The organism is Mesorhizobium sp. NFR06 (assembly GCF_900115245.1).
Classification (GTDB): Bacteria; Pseudomonadota; Alphaproteobacteria; order Rhizobiales; family Rhizobiaceae; genus Mesorhizobium.
The window spans coordinates 71,575-85,678 of the sequence record NZ_FOVT01000012.1 but is presented as its reverse complement, the minus strand read 5'-3'; the positions used below and the strand labels follow the sequence as shown (position 1 = coordinate 85,678).

Annotated in this window: 19 protein-coding genes and 1 pseudogene; 14 read left to right on the top strand and 6 right to left on the bottom strand. The window is 62.0% G+C overall.

Translation table 11 applies throughout. The features are described 5' to 3' along the window. Nucleotides 1–180 precede the first annotated feature (180 nt). The 3 genes from F3H96_RS20705 (at nucleotide 181) to F3H96_RS20695 (ending at nucleotide 2,013) form a co-directional block, all read left to right on the top strand. The gene (locus tag F3H96_RS20705; RefSeq protein ID WP_149803682.1) at nucleotides 181–426 is read left to right on the top strand and encodes a hypothetical protein; all 246 of its coding nucleotides are present in this window, start codon (nucleotides 181–183) and stop codon (nucleotides 424–426) included. Nucleotides 427–458: 32 nt separating this feature from the next. Beyond that, complete coding sequence (locus F3H96_RS20700; protein ID WP_244620083.1) at nucleotides 459–1,520, top strand: PAS domain S-box protein; 1,062 nt, start codon at nucleotides 459–461, stop codon at nucleotides 1,518–1,520. A 133-nt stretch (nucleotides 1,521–1,653) separates the two neighbouring features. Next, nucleotides 1,654–2,013 carry an SPW repeat protein gene (locus F3H96_RS20695; RefSeq protein WP_149803579.1) on the top strand — a complete coding sequence of 120 codons (360 nt, stop codon included), beginning with the start codon at nucleotides 1,654–1,656 and terminating at the stop codon, nucleotides 2,011–2,013. Nucleotides 2,014–2,501: 488 nt separating this feature from the next. Here the strand turns inward: F3H96_RS20695 and F3H96_RS20690 are convergent, their stop codons facing one another. Beyond that, on the bottom strand, nucleotides 2,502–2,975 hold the full coding sequence (locus tag F3H96_RS20690) for an Lrp/AsnC family transcriptional regulator (protein WP_149803578.1): 474 nt from the start codon (nucleotides 2,973–2,975) through the stop codon (nucleotides 2,502–2,504). Nucleotides 2,976–3,115: 140 nt separating this feature from the next. Here F3H96_RS20690 and F3H96_RS20685 point away from each other — a divergent pair, with 140 nt between their 5' ends. Both F3H96_RS20685 and F3H96_RS20675 read left to right on the top strand, forming a co-directional pair. Beyond that, on the top strand, nucleotides 3,116–3,871 hold the full coding sequence (locus F3H96_RS20685; protein WP_149803577.1) for a tryptophan 2,3-dioxygenase family protein: 756 nt from the start codon (nucleotides 3,116–3,118) through the stop codon (nucleotides 3,869–3,871). Between the two features lie 317 nt (nucleotides 3,872–4,188). Then, nucleotides 4,189–4,611: a DoxX family protein gene (locus F3H96_RS20675; protein WP_188131472.1), complete on the top strand. Its 423-nt coding sequence runs from the start codon at nucleotides 4,189–4,191 to the stop codon at nucleotides 4,609–4,611. 90 nt (nucleotides 4,612–4,701) lie between these two features. Here the strand turns inward: F3H96_RS20675 and F3H96_RS20670 are convergent, their stop codons facing one another. The 4 genes from F3H96_RS20670 to F3H96_RS20655 all read right to left on the bottom strand — a co-directional run bounded on the left by F3H96_RS20670 (nucleotide 4,702) and on the right by F3H96_RS20655 (nucleotide 6,471). After that, entirely contained in the window at nucleotides 4,702–5,007 is a 306-nt protein-coding gene (locus tag F3H96_RS20670) for a hypothetical protein (RefSeq protein ID WP_149803576.1), read from the bottom strand. Between the two features lie 74 nt (nucleotides 5,008–5,081). Beyond that, nucleotides 5,082–5,351 carry a hypothetical protein gene (locus F3H96_RS20665; RefSeq protein WP_149803575.1) on the bottom strand — a complete coding sequence of 90 codons (270 nt, stop codon included), beginning with the start codon at nucleotides 5,349–5,351 and terminating at the stop codon, nucleotides 5,082–5,084. Between the two features lie 206 nt (nucleotides 5,352–5,557). Further along, the gene (locus F3H96_RS20660) at nucleotides 5,558–6,016 is read right to left on the bottom strand and encodes a hypothetical protein (protein ID WP_149803574.1); all 459 of its coding nucleotides are present in this window, start codon (nucleotides 6,014–6,016) and stop codon (nucleotides 5,558–5,560) included. A 128-nt stretch (nucleotides 6,017–6,144) separates the two neighbouring features. Continuing rightward, nucleotides 6,145–6,471: a hypothetical protein gene (locus F3H96_RS20655; RefSeq protein WP_149803573.1), complete on the bottom strand. Its 327-nt coding sequence runs from the start codon at nucleotides 6,469–6,471 to the stop codon at nucleotides 6,145–6,147. Nucleotides 6,472–7,081: 610 nt separating this feature from the next. On the opposite strand from F3H96_RS20655, the gene F3H96_RS30620 reads away from it, so the two are divergent. Then, entirely contained in the window at nucleotides 7,082–7,255 is a 174-nt protein-coding gene (locus tag F3H96_RS30620) for a hypothetical protein (protein WP_188131471.1), read from the top strand. A 285-nt stretch (nucleotides 7,256–7,540) separates the two neighbouring features. Continuing rightward, entirely contained in the window at nucleotides 7,541–8,323 is a 783-nt protein-coding gene (locus F3H96_RS20650; protein WP_149803572.1) for a hypothetical protein, read from the top strand. A gap of 59 nt (nucleotides 8,324–8,382) precedes the next feature. On the opposite strand, the pseudogene F3H96_RS20645 reads toward F3H96_RS20650, so the two are convergent. Further along, nucleotides 8,383–9,353: pseudogene (locus tag F3H96_RS20645) on the bottom strand (IS1595 family transposase). A gap of 242 nt (nucleotides 9,354–9,595) precedes the next feature. Between F3H96_RS20645 and F3H96_RS20640 the strand changes: the two are divergent. From F3H96_RS20640 to msrA, 7 genes are all read left to right on the top strand, one after another. Then, on the top strand, nucleotides 9,596–10,096 hold the full coding sequence (locus tag F3H96_RS20640; RefSeq protein WP_149803571.1) for a hypothetical protein: 501 nt from the start codon (nucleotides 9,596–9,598) through the stop codon (nucleotides 10,094–10,096). Next, nucleotides 10,089–10,502 carry a hypothetical protein gene (locus tag F3H96_RS20635; RefSeq protein WP_149803570.1) on the top strand — a complete coding sequence of 138 codons (414 nt, stop codon included), beginning with the start codon at nucleotides 10,089–10,091 and terminating at the stop codon, nucleotides 10,500–10,502. Before F3H96_RS20640 ends, F3H96_RS20635 begins: the two co-directional genes overlap by 8 nt. After that, on the top strand, nucleotides 10,453–11,151 hold the full coding sequence (locus F3H96_RS20630; protein WP_244620082.1) for a terminase family protein: 699 nt from the start codon (nucleotides 10,453–10,455) through the stop codon (nucleotides 11,149–11,151). Before F3H96_RS20635 ends, F3H96_RS20630 begins: the two co-directional genes overlap by 50 nt. 343 nt (nucleotides 11,152–11,494) lie before the next feature. After that, complete coding sequence (locus tag F3H96_RS20625; RefSeq protein ID WP_149803568.1) at nucleotides 11,495–11,845, top strand: hypothetical protein; 351 nt, start codon at nucleotides 11,495–11,497, stop codon at nucleotides 11,843–11,845. Between the two features lie 215 nt (nucleotides 11,846–12,060). Then, the gene (locus F3H96_RS20620; RefSeq protein ID WP_149803567.1) at nucleotides 12,061–13,059 is read left to right on the top strand and encodes a bestrophin family ion channel; all 999 of its coding nucleotides are present in this window, start codon (nucleotides 12,061–12,063) and stop codon (nucleotides 13,057–13,059) included. 172 nt (nucleotides 13,060–13,231) lie between these two features. After that, the gene (locus F3H96_RS31180) at nucleotides 13,232–13,486 is read left to right on the top strand and encodes a hypothetical protein (protein WP_244620081.1); all 255 of its coding nucleotides are present in this window, start codon (nucleotides 13,232–13,234) and stop codon (nucleotides 13,484–13,486) included. A gap of 76 nt (nucleotides 13,487–13,562) precedes the next feature. After that, nucleotides 13,563–14,084: a peptide-methionine (S)-S-oxide reductase MsrA gene (gene msrA, locus F3H96_RS20610; protein ID WP_149803566.1), complete on the top strand. Its 522-nt coding sequence runs from the start codon at nucleotides 13,563–13,565 to the stop codon at nucleotides 14,082–14,084. Nucleotides 14,085–14,104: the final 20 nt, after the last annotated feature.

Here is a 14,104-nt window from a genome sequence, read left to right as displayed (position 1 = left end):
AATAAATAAATCAGCGAGTTAGCATAATATATCAAATGCGGTTTCGACGCATCCTTAGCAAGGTTAGGCTGAGAGCTACTCGCTAATGAGACACCCTTGACGCTCTATGTGCCGTTTCCTATTTCTACTCATTGTGAGGCATATACTCATTCGTGGCGTTTGTCTTTGATGGAGGCAAAAGTGGCGGAGTTGGAGCGGCCGCAGCGCTTGCAGGTCATGCTGACCGACGAAGAGCTCGCGGCGTTGGAGAATTGGCGTTTCGAAAAGCGCATGCCGAGCCGCTCGGCGGCGGTGCGCGAATTGTTGCGGCGCGGACTGGCGTCGGAAGGGTTCCTGACGGCCGACACCGGCGCGAAGTCGCAGGATTTCGGCGTTCTGCCGTCGTCGCACAAAGAGGAGCCTCAGCGCTCCCCCAGCGACGGCTAGGCAGTTGCCTTGTGCCGGAAGCGCGCTACGTCATGCATATGAAGACATCCGGGGGGAGGGAGAGGGAAGACGCGAACGCCGATGCACGTCTCGCGGCTATTGTCGATTCATCCTACGACGCCATCATCAGCAAGGATCTGCACAGCGTCATCACCAGTTGGAACCACGCTGCCGAGCGCATGTTCGGCTACAGCGCCGAGGAAGCCGTCGGTCAGTCGATCCTGATGCTTTTGCCCGAGCATCTTTGGAACGAAGAGAGCGACATCATCAGCCGCATCCGCAGGGGCGAAGGCGTGGCGAGCTTCGACACCACGCGAAGGCGCAAGGACGGCTCGCTGATTGCCGTTTCCCTGACGGTGTCGCCGATCAGGAACCGGCATGACGAGATCGTCGGGGCCTCCACCATCGCGCGCGACATCAGCGCGGCCAAGGAAAGCGAGCGCCGCATCCGGATGTTGATGCGCGAGGTCAACCACCGCGTGAAGAACCAGTTCGCGGTGATCCTGTCGATGGTCAGGGAAACCAGCAAGCGCTCGACCGATCCCCGCGAGTTCGAGGAACTGATCCGTTCCCGCATCATGGCGCTGTCGCGCTCGCACGACCTTCTGGTCACCTCGGAATGGGCCGGCGCCAGCCTGTTCGACCTGATCCAGGAGCATTTGAAGCCGTTCGGCCATGAGGAACGCATCTCGCTTTCGGGGCCGCTGCTGACTCTGCAGTCGAACGCCGTGCAGAATCTCGGCATGGCCTTCCATGAGCTCGGCACCAACGCGTCCAAATATGGCGCGCTGGCCGCCGAGGGTGGCCGCGTCGAAATCACCTGGAAGGTCGAGACCGACCCGCAGGCGCGGCGGCGCTTTCATCTTCTTTGGCATGAGACGTTGAGCGCGGCGGACACCCCAGCCGCGCGCAAAGCGGCCGAGCGCAAGGGTTTTGGCACGGTGGTGCTGCAGCGGGTGGCGCCGCAGTCGCTGAGCGGTTCCTCCAGCCTCGAACGCTCGCCCGGCAGCGTGAAATGGACGCTCGACGCGCCGCTCGAGGCAATCGTGGTGCCGCAGCTCGGCGCCGAGGCCGAAAACGGCTTGGGCGCCTGAGCCGCCGTTGCCCGGGGGCGGCGCTCCGACGCCTCCTTGTAGCTGCATAGAACCGTAATTACATCAATAGGTAAGCGTGCGATTTCCACGCGAGTACAGTTGCTTTGGTCAAGCTTCATCGATGGAGGTTGTAATGCCAAGCAAACTGATGGAAGCAAAAAAGAGCCAGGACTGGATCACTCTGGTCCTCGCGATCTGCCTGTTCATCTCACCTTGGGTCATCGGATACACCGCGGCGATGGTGCCCGCGTGGAACGCCTGGATTGTCGGCGTTGCACTCGGCATCATGGCGCTGGCGACGCTTTCGGTGTTCGCCGAATGGGAGGAATGGGTAAATCTGGTCCTCGGGCTCTGGCTGATCGTGTCGCCCTGGTTGCTGAAGTTCGCGGCTGACACGAATGTCATGGCCACGCATGTCGTGCTCGGCGTGCTGGTGGTCGCGGCATCGGCCTGGGCCGTCTGGGACATCCGTCATCCCCACGCCCATGCGTGAGCGGTGATCGAGCGGGAGCCCGCCGCGCAAGCGGCGAGCTCCTTAAAAGCAATTCCAGGAAAAGTGCACGGCGGTTTTCCGCCGGGAATTGCGTGAGTTAAAGAGCAATTCAAAGTGCACGGCGGTTTTCCGTTCGGAATTGCCTGAGAGACATATCGGGGCAGGGGGCTGAACGGCGATTGCGGCTTCACGCAATTGCTGCAACCGGAAACTTTTTCGTGCATTCTTGGGAATGGCCTCGATGCTCCACCCCGACACTCCCGCCAAATGCTGCTCCTATTGCGGCGGCCGCGACCATGATTTCGAGGAATGCCCGAAGCGCAAGGCCGATGCCGAGAAGGAAGAGGCGGCGCGGGTGGCCGACATGACGGCGGGGGACCCTCCGGGCTTTGCCTTTGTTCCCCGGTCAAGACGCGGCGGCAAGAGTTTGACGTCGCGATCCTTCGGCGCTGCTGTCCTGCCGGCATCTCAATCATTGCGCCGCGCCCTCACCCCCGCAGCGCGTGTCGCGCTGCCTCGGCGAATGAAATGTCGCCCTTGATCTCGCGCATCGCCATCGAGGTCACGGTGCGGCGCACGCCCGGCAGGCGGCTGAGCTCCTCGCGCAGCATCCGGTCCAGCGCCATCATGTCGACGGTGACGATCTGCAGCAGATAATCGGCCTCGCCGGTGGTGGCGTAGCAGCGGCGGATCAGCGGATGCTTGCGCACCGCCGCCTCGAAGGCATCCGACACTTCGAAGTCGATCGACACCTGGATGAAGGCCTCGATGCCGAAGCCGATGCGGGCCGGATCGATGCGGGTGGAATAACCCTTGATGATCCCGGCCTCTTCCAGCGCCTTCACCCGTTTCCAGCACGGCGTTTTGCTCAGGCCCACGGCCTCGGCCAACTCGCCGAAGGAGACCCGGGCGTCGCGCTCCAGCGCGGCCACTATTCTGCGGTCGACGGCATCCATCACCATTCGTTCTCCTGTGCGGCGAGGAAGATCGCAGATCGTCCTCTATTTGCCACTATTCGGATAACAGAAAGGAACAATGTTCAAGCCAAAAGCGCTATCCTTGTCGCAAGGTCGAAAACCATGCCGGCGCGAGGAGATGAGCCATGGACAAGACGGACTATCACGCCCGCATCGAGGCGCCCGAGATGCGCGACTACGGCGTCTACCTGAAAGTCGACCACTTGCTTTCTTGCCAGAAGCCGCTCGCCGACATGGTCAATGCCGACGAGCTGCAGTTCCAGATCGTGCACCAGGTCGAGGAGCTGTGGATGAAGCTCATCGCCTACACGCTGGTCGACGTGCTCGACTATCTGGAGAAAGAAAATACCCACCGCATCGTCACGCTGATGGGTCGCGTGCACCGGCTGATGCGCATGATGACGGCGCAGCTCGACCTCTTGGAGACCATGTCGCCGAAAGAGTACCAGCAGATTCGCCTGCAGCTCGGCAATGGCAGCGGCCAGGAATCGCCGGGTTTCAAGTTTCTGCTGCGCCTGCCGCCGGATCTGTGGCGGGCCTTCAAGCATGCTTATCTGGACGGCCGCGGGCTGAGCATCGAGGACATCTATGACGCCCGCTACGACCATGGCGATTCCTATGTCGTGGCCGAGGCGCTGATCGAGTTCGACGAGCTGTTCCAGAAATTCCGCGCCAACCACCTCTATCTCATCCACCGCACGATCGGGCTCGGCGCCAAGTCGTTGAAGGGCAGGCCAGTGGAGATTCTCGAAGGCGGCGCCCGCCACCGCTTCTTCCCCGAGCTTTGGGACATCCGCTGCGACATGACGGACCGCTGGGGCGCCGAATACGGCACCGTGCGCGACTCGATCAGCCATCCGCCGCAGGCGGTCGCGGGGTAGGGGAAAGACGATCGCAGGTAGCGTTCCTTCGCGCCCCCCTCTGTCCTGCCGGACATCTCCCCCACTTGGGGGGAGATTGGCAGTTTGGGCGCCACGCCTCCTTGCTGTTACGGTCGAGATTGGCGAAGGCCGGCGCGACATCTGATCTCCCCCCTCGTGGGGGAGATGTCCGGCAGGACAGAGGGGGGCGCTGTCCCGCCGACCTCTCCCTTTTCCATCCAGTTGGAGAACCAGTTGGAGAAATTTTCCCCGCCCTGTCGGAACCTTTGTCCTTGGTGCGTCCTTGGAACACATCAACCGCAACCCGGAGGGACATCGTGGACAATACGCAAACGGCGTGGCAGACCGCCGCCATTCTCATCGCCCGCCTCATCTTCGCCGCCATGTTCGCCATGGCAGTGGCCTTCAAATTCATGGATATGGGCGCCACCGCCGGCTACATCGCCGCCGCCGGCTTTCCGTTCCCGCTGTTTCTGGCCTGGTGCGCGGCGATCCTCGAAGCGCTGCTGGTGGTCGCTTTTCTCACCGGCGCCTTCCTGACGCCGCTGGCGCTGCTCGGCGCGGTCTATGTCACCTTTCTCGGTTTTGCCTTCCATGGCCCGTCGCACTGGGCCGCGAACCAGGCCGAGTTCGGCGCCTTCATGTCGCATTTCCCGTTCGCCGCCGGCCTGCTCTACGCCGCCGTGCATGGGCCCGGCAGCGTGCTGGCCGTCCGCCAAGGCTGGCCGGGCAGGGCGTGAACTCTTCCTTCTCCCCGTTCTACGGGGAGAAGGTGCCCGAAGGGCGGGGCGGCGCCGGCATCAGCAGGCAATGCACTTTCGCACCACAGCTCACATCTGGTCGTTATACGGCTCCTTCATCTGGCCCACCATCCGCGCCAGCTTCGAGAAGGACGGCATGTCGGCTTCGGGCTGGCACTGGTTGGCGAGCTCGAGCAGCCGGATGGGAAAATTGATGGCGTCGCGGTTCGACGGCGAAATGGCCTCGGAGCGCTCCTCGCCGGTCTCGCAGGCTTCGGCCTTGCGCAGCGCGATATCGATCTCCTCGACGCTCAGCACGCCTTTCTTGACGAGCACATGGTTGATTGCGGCGACGGCCATCAGCAGGCCTTCGAGCTGAAGATTGGCGACGTTCATGGCGTTCCTCCCATTGACCTCGCCTCAAGAACGCATGAGGAGCATTTCCGATCCGGGCGGGGACTTACGCGGGATTACACCTCCATCCAGCGCTGGCCATACTCGGTCCAGAGCTGCCTGATCTCGCGGTTGCCGAGCGGCGGCGTCTGGCGATCGCCATAGGCGATGGCGACGGCGCTGAGGTCGTATTGGCCATCGGCCTGGGCGATGAAACGGATCGCTTCGCCGAGCGGCCTCGAATGGAAGATCGGATCGGCCTGGCCTCGGCCAAGGCTGCGAACGCCCGAAATGCTTGCAGGCACATGCCGCATCCGAAAGACGGATGCCATGGCAGGTCTGTCCATGCCGCTCTCCGCGATTCCCTTGGCCGGAATGATTCCATAAGCTCTGGCTAATGGCCAGTCCCGAGCATTTCCGGCACAACCGCTCGGCGGCCTTTTCGACCGGAATCGCGAGCCGTTTCACGCAATAAAGCCGGGCGCGACAGCCCGGCCTCTCCCTTCGCGCCGGCGCCGTCGCCGGCGATCATCACGCATCCAACGCTCCGCGCCTATCGGCGCCAGCGGTGGAACCAGTCCGGATCCGGCGCGGATTGCCTGGCGATCGTCATGCCGATCAGCACGCCGACCACACCGCCGAACATAAAGGCGGTCGAAATGGTGCCGGGATTCTGCTGCACCGTTTCCGACACGCTGTGCGCCTGGCTGCGCAGCTGCCGCGCTGCCCGCGAGGCCCGGCCGGATGCGCCGCTGTAGAGGCTGGAGGCGCGTTCGGTCGCGCTTTGGTACCAGCCCTGCGCTTCCTCGGCTTGGTCGGCGAGCGCCCGGTTCAACCGGCTCACCTCACGCTTCAGGTCCGCGATCTGCTTCTTCATCGCGCCTTCAGAGGCCCTGGAAGACCGCGCGCTGCCGCGTGCGGCGCTGCTTCGCGCTGCGTTGGCGCGGCGGCCCGCCGCGCCCTTGCCGTTGCCGCTGACGGAGTTGGTTGTGGTTGTATCATTGTCAGCCATGGGATTCTCCCTTCTAGCTTCTTGCAACGACCAGAGCGCGGCATGGTTCCGCCGCGGCGTGCCGCGTCTGCAAAGCAAAGGCCGCCGAGCAAGCTCCGCGGCCTTTGGTCGACAAATGGCTTCGGATGTTACTTGCCGCAGTTCTTGTCGTTGACGGTCGGCGCAGCGGTTCCGGGCGAAAGGTGGTTGGCATCCGGCTGCGCGCCTTGCGGGCTGGCCGGGCAGTTCCGGTCCGCGTTCGAATTCATGCCGTAGTCAGAGAGCGGGCCGCCATAGATGCTGCCGGTCGTGCCCGGGTCGACGGCATCGGGATTGGGAACGACCGTCTGACCGCTGCCGGTACCGCTGCTGGAGCCGGTCGAGTTGCCTGAGCCCATATGCCCGGCGCTCTGGGCCAGCGCCGCAGTCGCGAGACCGACCGTGAGCACCGAGGCCGCAAGGGTGGTTTTGAGCATGATTTTCTCCTTTTCTTGGCGAAAGGTCGTCGCGTCGCGAAGAGATCGCGACTGGGGGCGGAACCATTCGGGCTGTCCATGGTTCCGACAAAAATGCCCACCTGCGGCGACCTGTCTCGGTTGGGGTGTTTTTTGGCGGCCAGGCGTTCGCGGCGGGATTCAAAGAGGAATAGGAAAATTTGCCTAATTATATACGTGACAAGGTATGGCCGATTCGGTTATGAAATCACCCGTCAGGCCGGCTCTTCTGGACAGGGGACAATTTGTCCCGACTATGCTGAAACGTATTTACCGGATGTAACCGATTCGGTTACACCTTATGACGGTGGAGATGTCGGGGATCGAACCCGAATGCGGAGGTCGGAAGTCTGCGCGCCGGGGCACCAGCCCCACATCCCCACTACGACTTCCCCGGATGGCTCGGGGAAGAAGGCACCCGTAGCGGGTACGCCACCAGCGACGCCCGGTGGGCGGGAGTGTGAGTGCTTCCTGGGCCGCTCACTCCCCTCCATCGCGCTGGAGGTATGATTCGGGCCTGATTCGGTTGGTTTCGACAAGGCTTCCAAACGCCAAACCACTGGTTTCGCACATTTTCTGGGGATAACTGGCAATGGCCAGCGAGAAACCGACCGATAAAACCGACGAAAAGCGCTTCAACGAGACGCTGAAGCGAATGCTGAAGACGCCACCTGATCCCAAGGGCGGCAGGGCATCGGTCAAGTCGGAACGGAAGGCGCTGGTGCCAGAGCGAGAAATCAAGAGAACAAAAGGTAACTCAACGTAGCGAATAGCCTTGGTTCCAGAAACGCTTTAGCGTACCCTTCTGAACTAGTTTCAAGGGAGGGGTTAATGCAAGTTGATCGTTTTCGGAAAATGCTTCGGGAGTTTTCCAGGCAGGCTAGAACCGGGCAGATAGCGACTAGCACCAGCACAGGGAATGCAGTTGCTGACATCGCCGAGCGGTTAGAGCGCGAGTTGGGAAACTCAATCGCAAATCGCCAGATAAAGAGCGATACTACTATTTCTTTCGCTCCCGATATTTGCCCCTGCTGCGGGAAGTAACCCCACAATGACGGGACGATATGTTGTATCTCCGTATCCTAAGGATGCGGAGCACCCCTACGACATTGCCTTTCAGCTTACGAAAGACGCAACTGAAGTACCTCCAGAGCAAGGGCTTCTGAAGCATGAAGCCGAGCGCACGCTTATGGTTCTGCGAGGCATGTTTCAGCCAGCCGATCAGCGTTTCATAGTGTATTACAAAGAACTCCTCGGCCTTTCTCAATACGGTTTGGTTGGCGAAACGGCTCAGCCCGATCTTGGCATCGACACTCTCCACAACCTGCAACAGCGAATCTTCGACACGGAGAAAGGCCGAATGATTAGCGAGCATATGCGGAAGATCGTTGGATGGCTTTTCTCGATCCTGCTTGGTGTTGGGATCTTCGGTCTGCTGGCTGTATTGGCTGCCCGCTACCTGATTGGGCCAGATCAGACACTTTTGGTAATTCAGCCAGCGCTGGCCATGGTATTGCCCGGCCTTCTCGCTGGTCTTGCGTTCTCATCTTTCCTGCGGTGCCGCGCTGTGACGTTTTTTGATCTTCATGCAATTGATGCCGACCGGTTTACCCCTCCCATGAGGGCCATATTCGCATTGATACTACTTTTCCTGACTGGCGCCTTCCTGAAAGCGGGCGTTTTCGAGATCGCAATAGGCGAAGTCCGCCTGTCGCAATTTGATGCGAATGGCCTCTCAGCTTTCATATTTGGCGCGTTCGTGGGGTTCTCTCAGGAGCCACTAATTTCGCGGATTGAATCCATCAGCAAAGCAGCAGAGCCAAAGGACAAATGAGGAGCGAGCTTCACCTACGGTGACGCATTTTTCTACGCAAAAGCGCTCGCGCTTTCTGCTTAGGCGTGACTGGCTTCACCAATCCGCCGATAGGTGAGGCGCTTGCCTTCGATCTTGGCGAGCAACTGGTCGTGGCGCTCGTTGCCGGTGATCTGGAGCGCGGCGCGGCGATTGTAGCGGAAATCAAACTCGGCAAGGTAGCGATGCAAGTGAGCTTCGCCGCAATGCTGGTAGACGCCGACCATGCCGCGCTTGAAGACCGAGAACACGTTCTCAATCGTGTTGGTGTGGACTTCGCCGCGAGTGTATTCCTTGCGGTAGTGGTTGACCGTCTCATGCTTGGCGTATTCCTCGCCAGTCGTGGTGTAGAGGCGGCTTTCGTCGGTGTAGAGCGTCGATTTGCGGTCGGCGTTGTGCGGACCAGAATATCGCGCACGATGTCCTTGGTGGCGTGCTGGACATGGAAGGAACGGACGGAACCGCCACGCTCGACCAAGGCGACAACAGTACGCTTCTGTGCGCCGCCGCTTTTGCCCCTCTTGAGGAAGGGACGGCCCTTGCGCTGCGGTGAGACGTAGGGAACGTCGCGCTTGCCGATGTAGGTTTCGTCGGCCTCGATTGTCTTGCCTTCGCCACCAAGTGGGCCGGACGACTTAACGTCTTCCTTCATGGCTTCGCGAATGCGGTGAGCCATGAACCAAGCGGTCTTGTAGGTGACGCCAAGCATACGGTGCAACTGGTGCGCGCTCATGCCCTTCTTTGACGAAGCCATGAGGAACGTAGCCAGAAGCCACTTGTTCAAGGCGACCTTGGAGCGCTCGAAAACGGTGCCGACAGTGACAGTGAACCGTTCGCGGCATTCCATGCAGTTGTACAGGCCGGGACGATGAGCCTTGCCTTCCATCTTCTTTATGCGGTCGGCGCGAGCATTGCCGCAATGCGGGCAGTTTGGGCCATGCGGCCAGCGCTGCGCCTCAAGGTGTTCTCGGGCGGCTTCGGCGTCGGTGAAGATCGGGTGAGTGAGTTGCATTTGCGGTGTCCCCTATGCCGCAAATCTATGAAATCGCCCGTACTTAGGAAAATTTGCCTATACGGTGTTGCCGGGTGAGGGCAGTCATGCTATGATTTTATTCATGGTGCTGATTTGCGCCAGCGACCCGCCGCCCGGCGGGTTTTGTTTTTTGCGTGCCATCCATTCGCTGGAAGCGCCGGCACGACAGAGCGGGCGCAAAGAAACGCCGCCTCACCATTTGCCTGTAACACGAGGCCCCCATGCCACGTTACGCCACCATCATCACCGGCGATGACGGCGCCGAGATCGTCAGCGCCATCGGCGAATTTGAGGGCGCAGGCCTGCCGCACGGCTCCGGCCGCATCGAGCAGGTCGCGCCGGGCGTGCGCATCGGCATGGTGCGCGGCGGCACGGTCGATGCCGTTGCCCGTTTCGGCTTTCCGCACCAGGGCCTGGATCATTCGGCGATCGCTGCGGCCAGTGCGATGCTGAAAGCAGCACCGGCGCTGGAGCTGCCAATCTCCCCCCAAATGGTGGAGATGTCCGGTCCGCCCTCCGCGGCTGCAGCGCAGCTGCTGCGGAGGAAGGGCAGGACAGAGGGGGGCGCTGTCCCACCGGCCTTGGCGATTGGCGAGACTGCGTCCAGCCCATTCGACCAGGCATTACCGAAACCGGCCCGCGCCAAGCCGCGCAGGAAACCCGCGCGCAAGGTCCGCAAGGCGGCAAAGGCCGTGCCATCCAACGCCGTAGCCCATGGTTGACGAAAACAAGGCCGTGCGGCGCAAACCCGTTGGCGCCAAGCGGGCGAGGCGAAAGCCGGCTGTTCCTCACGTCGGGGCCGCCATTTCCACCCGCCCGAAGCGCTCGAAAAAGACGCTGGGCGACGACTTCGCGGCAGCCCTGCGCGCCGATTTCCGCGCTCATGGCGCCGGCGTCATCGCCGCGGTCAGGGCGGAAAAGCCCGACCAGTATCTGAAGGTCGTGCTGACGCTGCTGCCCAAGGATTTTTCGGAACGTGTCGATGCCGATAGAACCAGTCTCGAGCAGTTGAGCGATGAGGAGATCCGCAGCCGCATCCGTGGCCTCGAAACGAGCCTCAGGCCGTTCCTCGAAGGAAATGCTGACCTACCTGGCGCTGCTCGAGGAACTGGAACGGAGACGTCGTAACAATCGGCTTGCTGCCTACACGCCGTACAAACGCCAGGCTGAATTTCACGCGGCGGGGGCGACGAACCGCGAGCGCCTGTTCATGGCCGGCAACCAGCTCGGCAAGACCAGGGCAGGCGGCGCCGAGTGGGCCATGCACCTCACCGGCCGCTATCCCGACTGGTGGGTGGGCAAGACGTTCGCTCAGCCGGTGCGGCTCTGGGCCGCCGGCGTCACCGGCGAGGGCACGCGTGACAATCCGCAGCGCGTGCTGGTCGGACCGCCGCAGCGACAGGGCGAATGGGGCACCGGCATGATCCCGGCCGACGCGATCGCCGACACGGTGATGGGCCGCGGCGCGCCCGGTGCGCTGGACAGCGTCGTCGTGCGCTGGGGCGGTGGCGGCGATGTCCAGGCCGGCGAAAGCGTGCTCTCCTTCAAGTCCTACGAGAAGGGCCGCGAGAAATGGCAGGGCGAGACGCTGCACGGCGTCTGGTTCGACGAGGAGCCGCCAATGGATATCTATTCCGAGGGTCTGACCCGCACCAACGCCACGAACGGCATAACCATCGTCACCTTCACGCCGCTGCTCGGCATGAGCGATGTGGTGCTCAGGTTTTTGAATGCGGACGAGATCGGCGAACGGCAGGTTCAAATAAGCCAGTCTTGATTCGTTTTGGTGCAGTATTGAAGATTGGCGAAGGCCGACGCGACGTCCGATCTCCCCCTTGTGGGGGAGATGCCCGGCAGGGCAGAGGGGGGCGCTGTCCCGCCTGCCTACCGAGGTGCTGATCTGCACTCTCAACCCGGTGACGAACGCCCTAAAGTGGAAAAGTCGCGTTCCTTCGCGCCCCCCCTGTGTCCTGCCGGACATCTCCCCCACAAGTGGGGAGATCTGCAGCTTAGCCGACGGCGCCTTTCGTGACCTGAAACCGCGCCGAAACCATGATTTGCGATGTCGCTTTGGACGCAACCGAAGGTGGAGTAGCCTCCGGCCGCGATCCGGAGCCGACATGCGACTGCCAGAACTGCTTCTTGCCTGCGCGCTGCTCTCGGCCTGCACCGGCTCGAGCGGCGACTGGCGCGCCGATGCGATCGCTTCCGCCGAAGCCAGGATGCGCGGCCTGATCAACGATCCGGCGGCGACCTTCTCGCGCGTCGGCCTTACCGGCGACAGCGCGACCGGCCAGACCTGCGGCGTCGTCAGAAGCAAGGTCGGCATCTTCACCAAGGAGGCGCGATTCATCGTCTATATCGACGGCGCCGGCCCTTACGTCGAACCGGGCCTCGGGCATTCCATGTCGCAGGCCGATTTCGACTGGGCCTGGAAGAACGACTGCGTCAACGAAGGATATAAGGGCTAGCGCCACTTCCATTCTCCCCTTGTGGGAAGGTGTCGCCGAAGGCGGTGCCGCTGTCTCACTCCGCTGGAACATCCCTCCCGTCTCGGCGCTGCGCACCGATTCACCTTCTCCCGCAAGGGAGATGCCAGACCGCCCCCTGTCAAAACCATTTCCAGCCCTTATGGTGCGCCTGAAGCGCAAATCGCGCGATTTGCATGCCGTGAGGGGTTCGAAAAATGTATGTAGGCCGATCGTACAGGCTGCTGGATTTCGCGCTTTGGTCGCGGCGCAGCGTCATCTACATGGTCGTGATAAGCGGCCTGGCCATCGCAACCTACCGCCTGCCGGCGACCGCCGGCTTTTCGGTGCCATGGTCGGCCGTGCTGGTGCTCGGCACCACGGTGTCGCTGGTGGCCGGCTTCAAGAATTCGCAGGTCTTCACCCGCAGCAACGAGGCGCTGCAGTCGTTTTCGCAAATCACCGCGAGTAGCCGGCTGTGGTCGAACTTCTGCCGGGAATTCACCGATGCCGCGACGGCGCGGCAGCTCATCTATCGCCACCTTGCCTGGCTGGCAGCGCTGCGTTTTTCGCTGCGCCGGCCGATGCCATGGGAGTCGCTGGCGCGCGCGGCCAATCTCGAATACCGGCGCCGCTATCAGGTCCAGGAAGACAAGGGCTCGCTTGGCGATGAATTGCGCGGGCTGCTCGGCGCGGAAGCCGAAGGCGTGCTGAAAGCGCCGCAGCCGGCGCTCGCGCTGCTGGAACAGCAATCGGCCACGGTCAACGGCTTGCTCAAGAACGCCGCCGTGCCGGCCCCGGTCTATTCCGAACTGATGAAACTCATCCGCGACTTCCATGATCAGCAGGCGCGCTGCGACCGCATCAAGAACAATCCCTATCCGCGCCAATATGCGATCGTCAGCACGATATTCATGATGATCTTCTGCACCTTGCTGCCTTTTGGCATGGTCCCGGTCTTCGCCGACATGGGCAAGCTTGGGGGGACGCTCGGGGCCGTCGCGATCTGGTTGACGATCCCGTTCAGCGCGCTGCTCGGCTGGGCGTATATGTCGCTCGACCTTGTCGGCGAAAGCAGCGCCAATCCCTTCGAAGGCAACGCCAACGACGTGCCCATCTCGCAGATCTGCCGCGACATCGAGATTGAGTTGCGCCGCGGGCTTGGGGAGACGGACCTTCCCGCGCCGCTGGCGCCGGTGAACGACATCGCGATGTGAAAAACGCGAGTTCCTCGCCCCGCGCGAAACGCCGCGCAGCAGCCGGAGAGGGGGCTTCGTAGGGCGCGGCTTTCTCACTCGTGTTCTTTCATCAAAGCGCGGCCCCGCTCCGTCGCGGCTTCGCCGCGCCGCCTCTCCCCCACTTGCGTCGGGGCGAGGAACTGGAGTTGCCATGACCCGCCACGTCACCTTCATGACCATCGACGATGCCGGCCACTATTCGCCTCAGCAGCGCGCCGAAATCATCGCCGCCTTTCCGATGTCCTGTTTGAGCTCGTTGTTCGGAAGATCAAGCCGACGATGGAGAAGTGATCAGGCGCTGGTGACTGGCATGCGGCGCTACAGGGTGGCTCCAGCGCAGTGCCGTCATGGCCGAGGCTCCGGCTATCGGTTCATCGATCAACCGCAACGCTTGCCGCACCGCTGACTCCCTTAGGCGCTCGAGCCGCTGGAAGAAGCAGGCCACAACGCCTATCTATGGAGCAATTCAAAGGAGGTGTGACATGGCTTTATCCACCGAACGCGCCGTTCTTGCCGGCGGCTGTTTTTGGGGCATGCAGGATCTGATCCGGCGCTTGCCCGGCGTGGTTTCGACGCGCGTAGGCTATAGCGGTGGCGACGTTCCCAATGCCACTTACCGCAACCACGGCACCCATGCCGAGGCGATCGAGATCGTCTATGATCCGGCCAGGACCAATTTTCGCACGCTGCTCGAATTCTTTTTCCAGATCCATGATCCGACGACGAAGAACCGCCAGGGCAACGATGTCGGCATGAGCTATCGGTCGGCGATTTTCTACACCAGCGATGAGCAGAAACAGATCGCCGAGGACACTATCGCCGACGTCGACGCCTCCGGCCTGTGGCCCGGCAAGGTCGTGACCGAGCTCGCTCCGGTCGGGCCGTTCTGGGAAGCGGAGCCCGAGCACCAGGACTATCTCGAACATTACCCCAACGGTTATACCTGTCATTTCGTGCGTCCGGGGTGGAAGCTTCCGGTCCGCCAGAAGGCCGCCGCGTCATAGACCGGCCGGCCTGTCCAACA

What these genes read in the sequence shown, in the direction of transcription:
- F3H96_RS20700 (WP_244620083.1), top strand. Translation starts at nt 459, where the DNA reads ATGCATATGAAGACATCCGGGGGGAGGGAGAGGGAAGACGCGAACGCC.
- F3H96_RS20695 (WP_149803579.1), top strand. Translation starts at nt 1,654, where the DNA reads ATGCCAAGCAAACTGATGGAAGCAAAAAAGAGCCAGGACTGGATCACT.
- F3H96_RS20690 (WP_149803578.1), bottom strand. Translation starts at nt 2,975, where the DNA reads ATGGTGATGGATGCCGTCGACCGCAGAATAGTGGCCGCGCTGGAGCGC.
- F3H96_RS20685 (WP_149803577.1), top strand. Translation starts at nt 3,116, where the DNA reads ATGGACAAGACGGACTATCACGCCCGCATCGAGGCGCCCGAGATGCGC.
- F3H96_RS20670 (WP_149803576.1), bottom strand. Translation starts at nt 5,007, where the DNA reads ATGAACGTCGCCAATCTTCAGCTCGAAGGCCTGCTGATGGCCGTCGCC.
- F3H96_RS20665 (WP_149803575.1), bottom strand. Translation starts at nt 5,351, where the DNA reads ATGGACAGACCTGCCATGGCATCCGTCTTTCGGATGCGGCATGTGCCT.
- F3H96_RS20660 (WP_149803574.1), bottom strand. Translation starts at nt 6,016, where the DNA reads ATGGCTGACAATGATACAACCACAACCAACTCCGTCAGCGGCAACGGC.
- F3H96_RS20655 (WP_149803573.1), bottom strand. Translation starts at nt 6,471, where the DNA reads ATGCTCAAAACCACCCTTGCGGCCTCGGTGCTCACGGTCGGTCTCGCG.
- F3H96_RS30620 (WP_188131471.1), top strand. Translation starts at nt 7,082, where the DNA reads ATGGCCAGCGAGAAACCGACCGATAAAACCGACGAAAAGCGCTTCAAC.
- F3H96_RS20650 (WP_149803572.1), top strand. Translation starts at nt 7,541, where the DNA reads ATGACGGGACGATATGTTGTATCTCCGTATCCTAAGGATGCGGAGCAC.
- F3H96_RS20640 (WP_149803571.1), top strand. Translation starts at nt 9,596, where the DNA reads ATGCCACGTTACGCCACCATCATCACCGGCGATGACGGCGCCGAGATC.
- F3H96_RS20635 (WP_149803570.1), top strand. Translation starts at nt 10,089, where the DNA reads ATGGTTGACGAAAACAAGGCCGTGCGGCGCAAACCCGTTGGCGCCAAG.
- F3H96_RS20630 (WP_244620082.1), top strand. Translation starts at nt 10,453, where the DNA reads ATGCTGACCTACCTGGCGCTGCTCGAGGAACTGGAACGGAGACGTCGT.
- F3H96_RS20625 (WP_149803568.1), top strand. Translation starts at nt 11,495, where the DNA reads ATGCGACTGCCAGAACTGCTTCTTGCCTGCGCGCTGCTCTCGGCCTGC.
- F3H96_RS20620 (WP_149803567.1), top strand. Translation starts at nt 12,061, where the DNA reads ATGTATGTAGGCCGATCGTACAGGCTGCTGGATTTCGCGCTTTGGTCG.
- F3H96_RS31180 (WP_244620081.1), top strand. Translation starts at nt 13,232, where the DNA reads ATGACCCGCCACGTCACCTTCATGACCATCGACGATGCCGGCCACTAT.
- msrA (WP_149803566.1), top strand. Translation starts at nt 13,563, where the DNA reads ATGGCTTTATCCACCGAACGCGCCGTTCTTGCCGGCGGCTGTTTTTGG.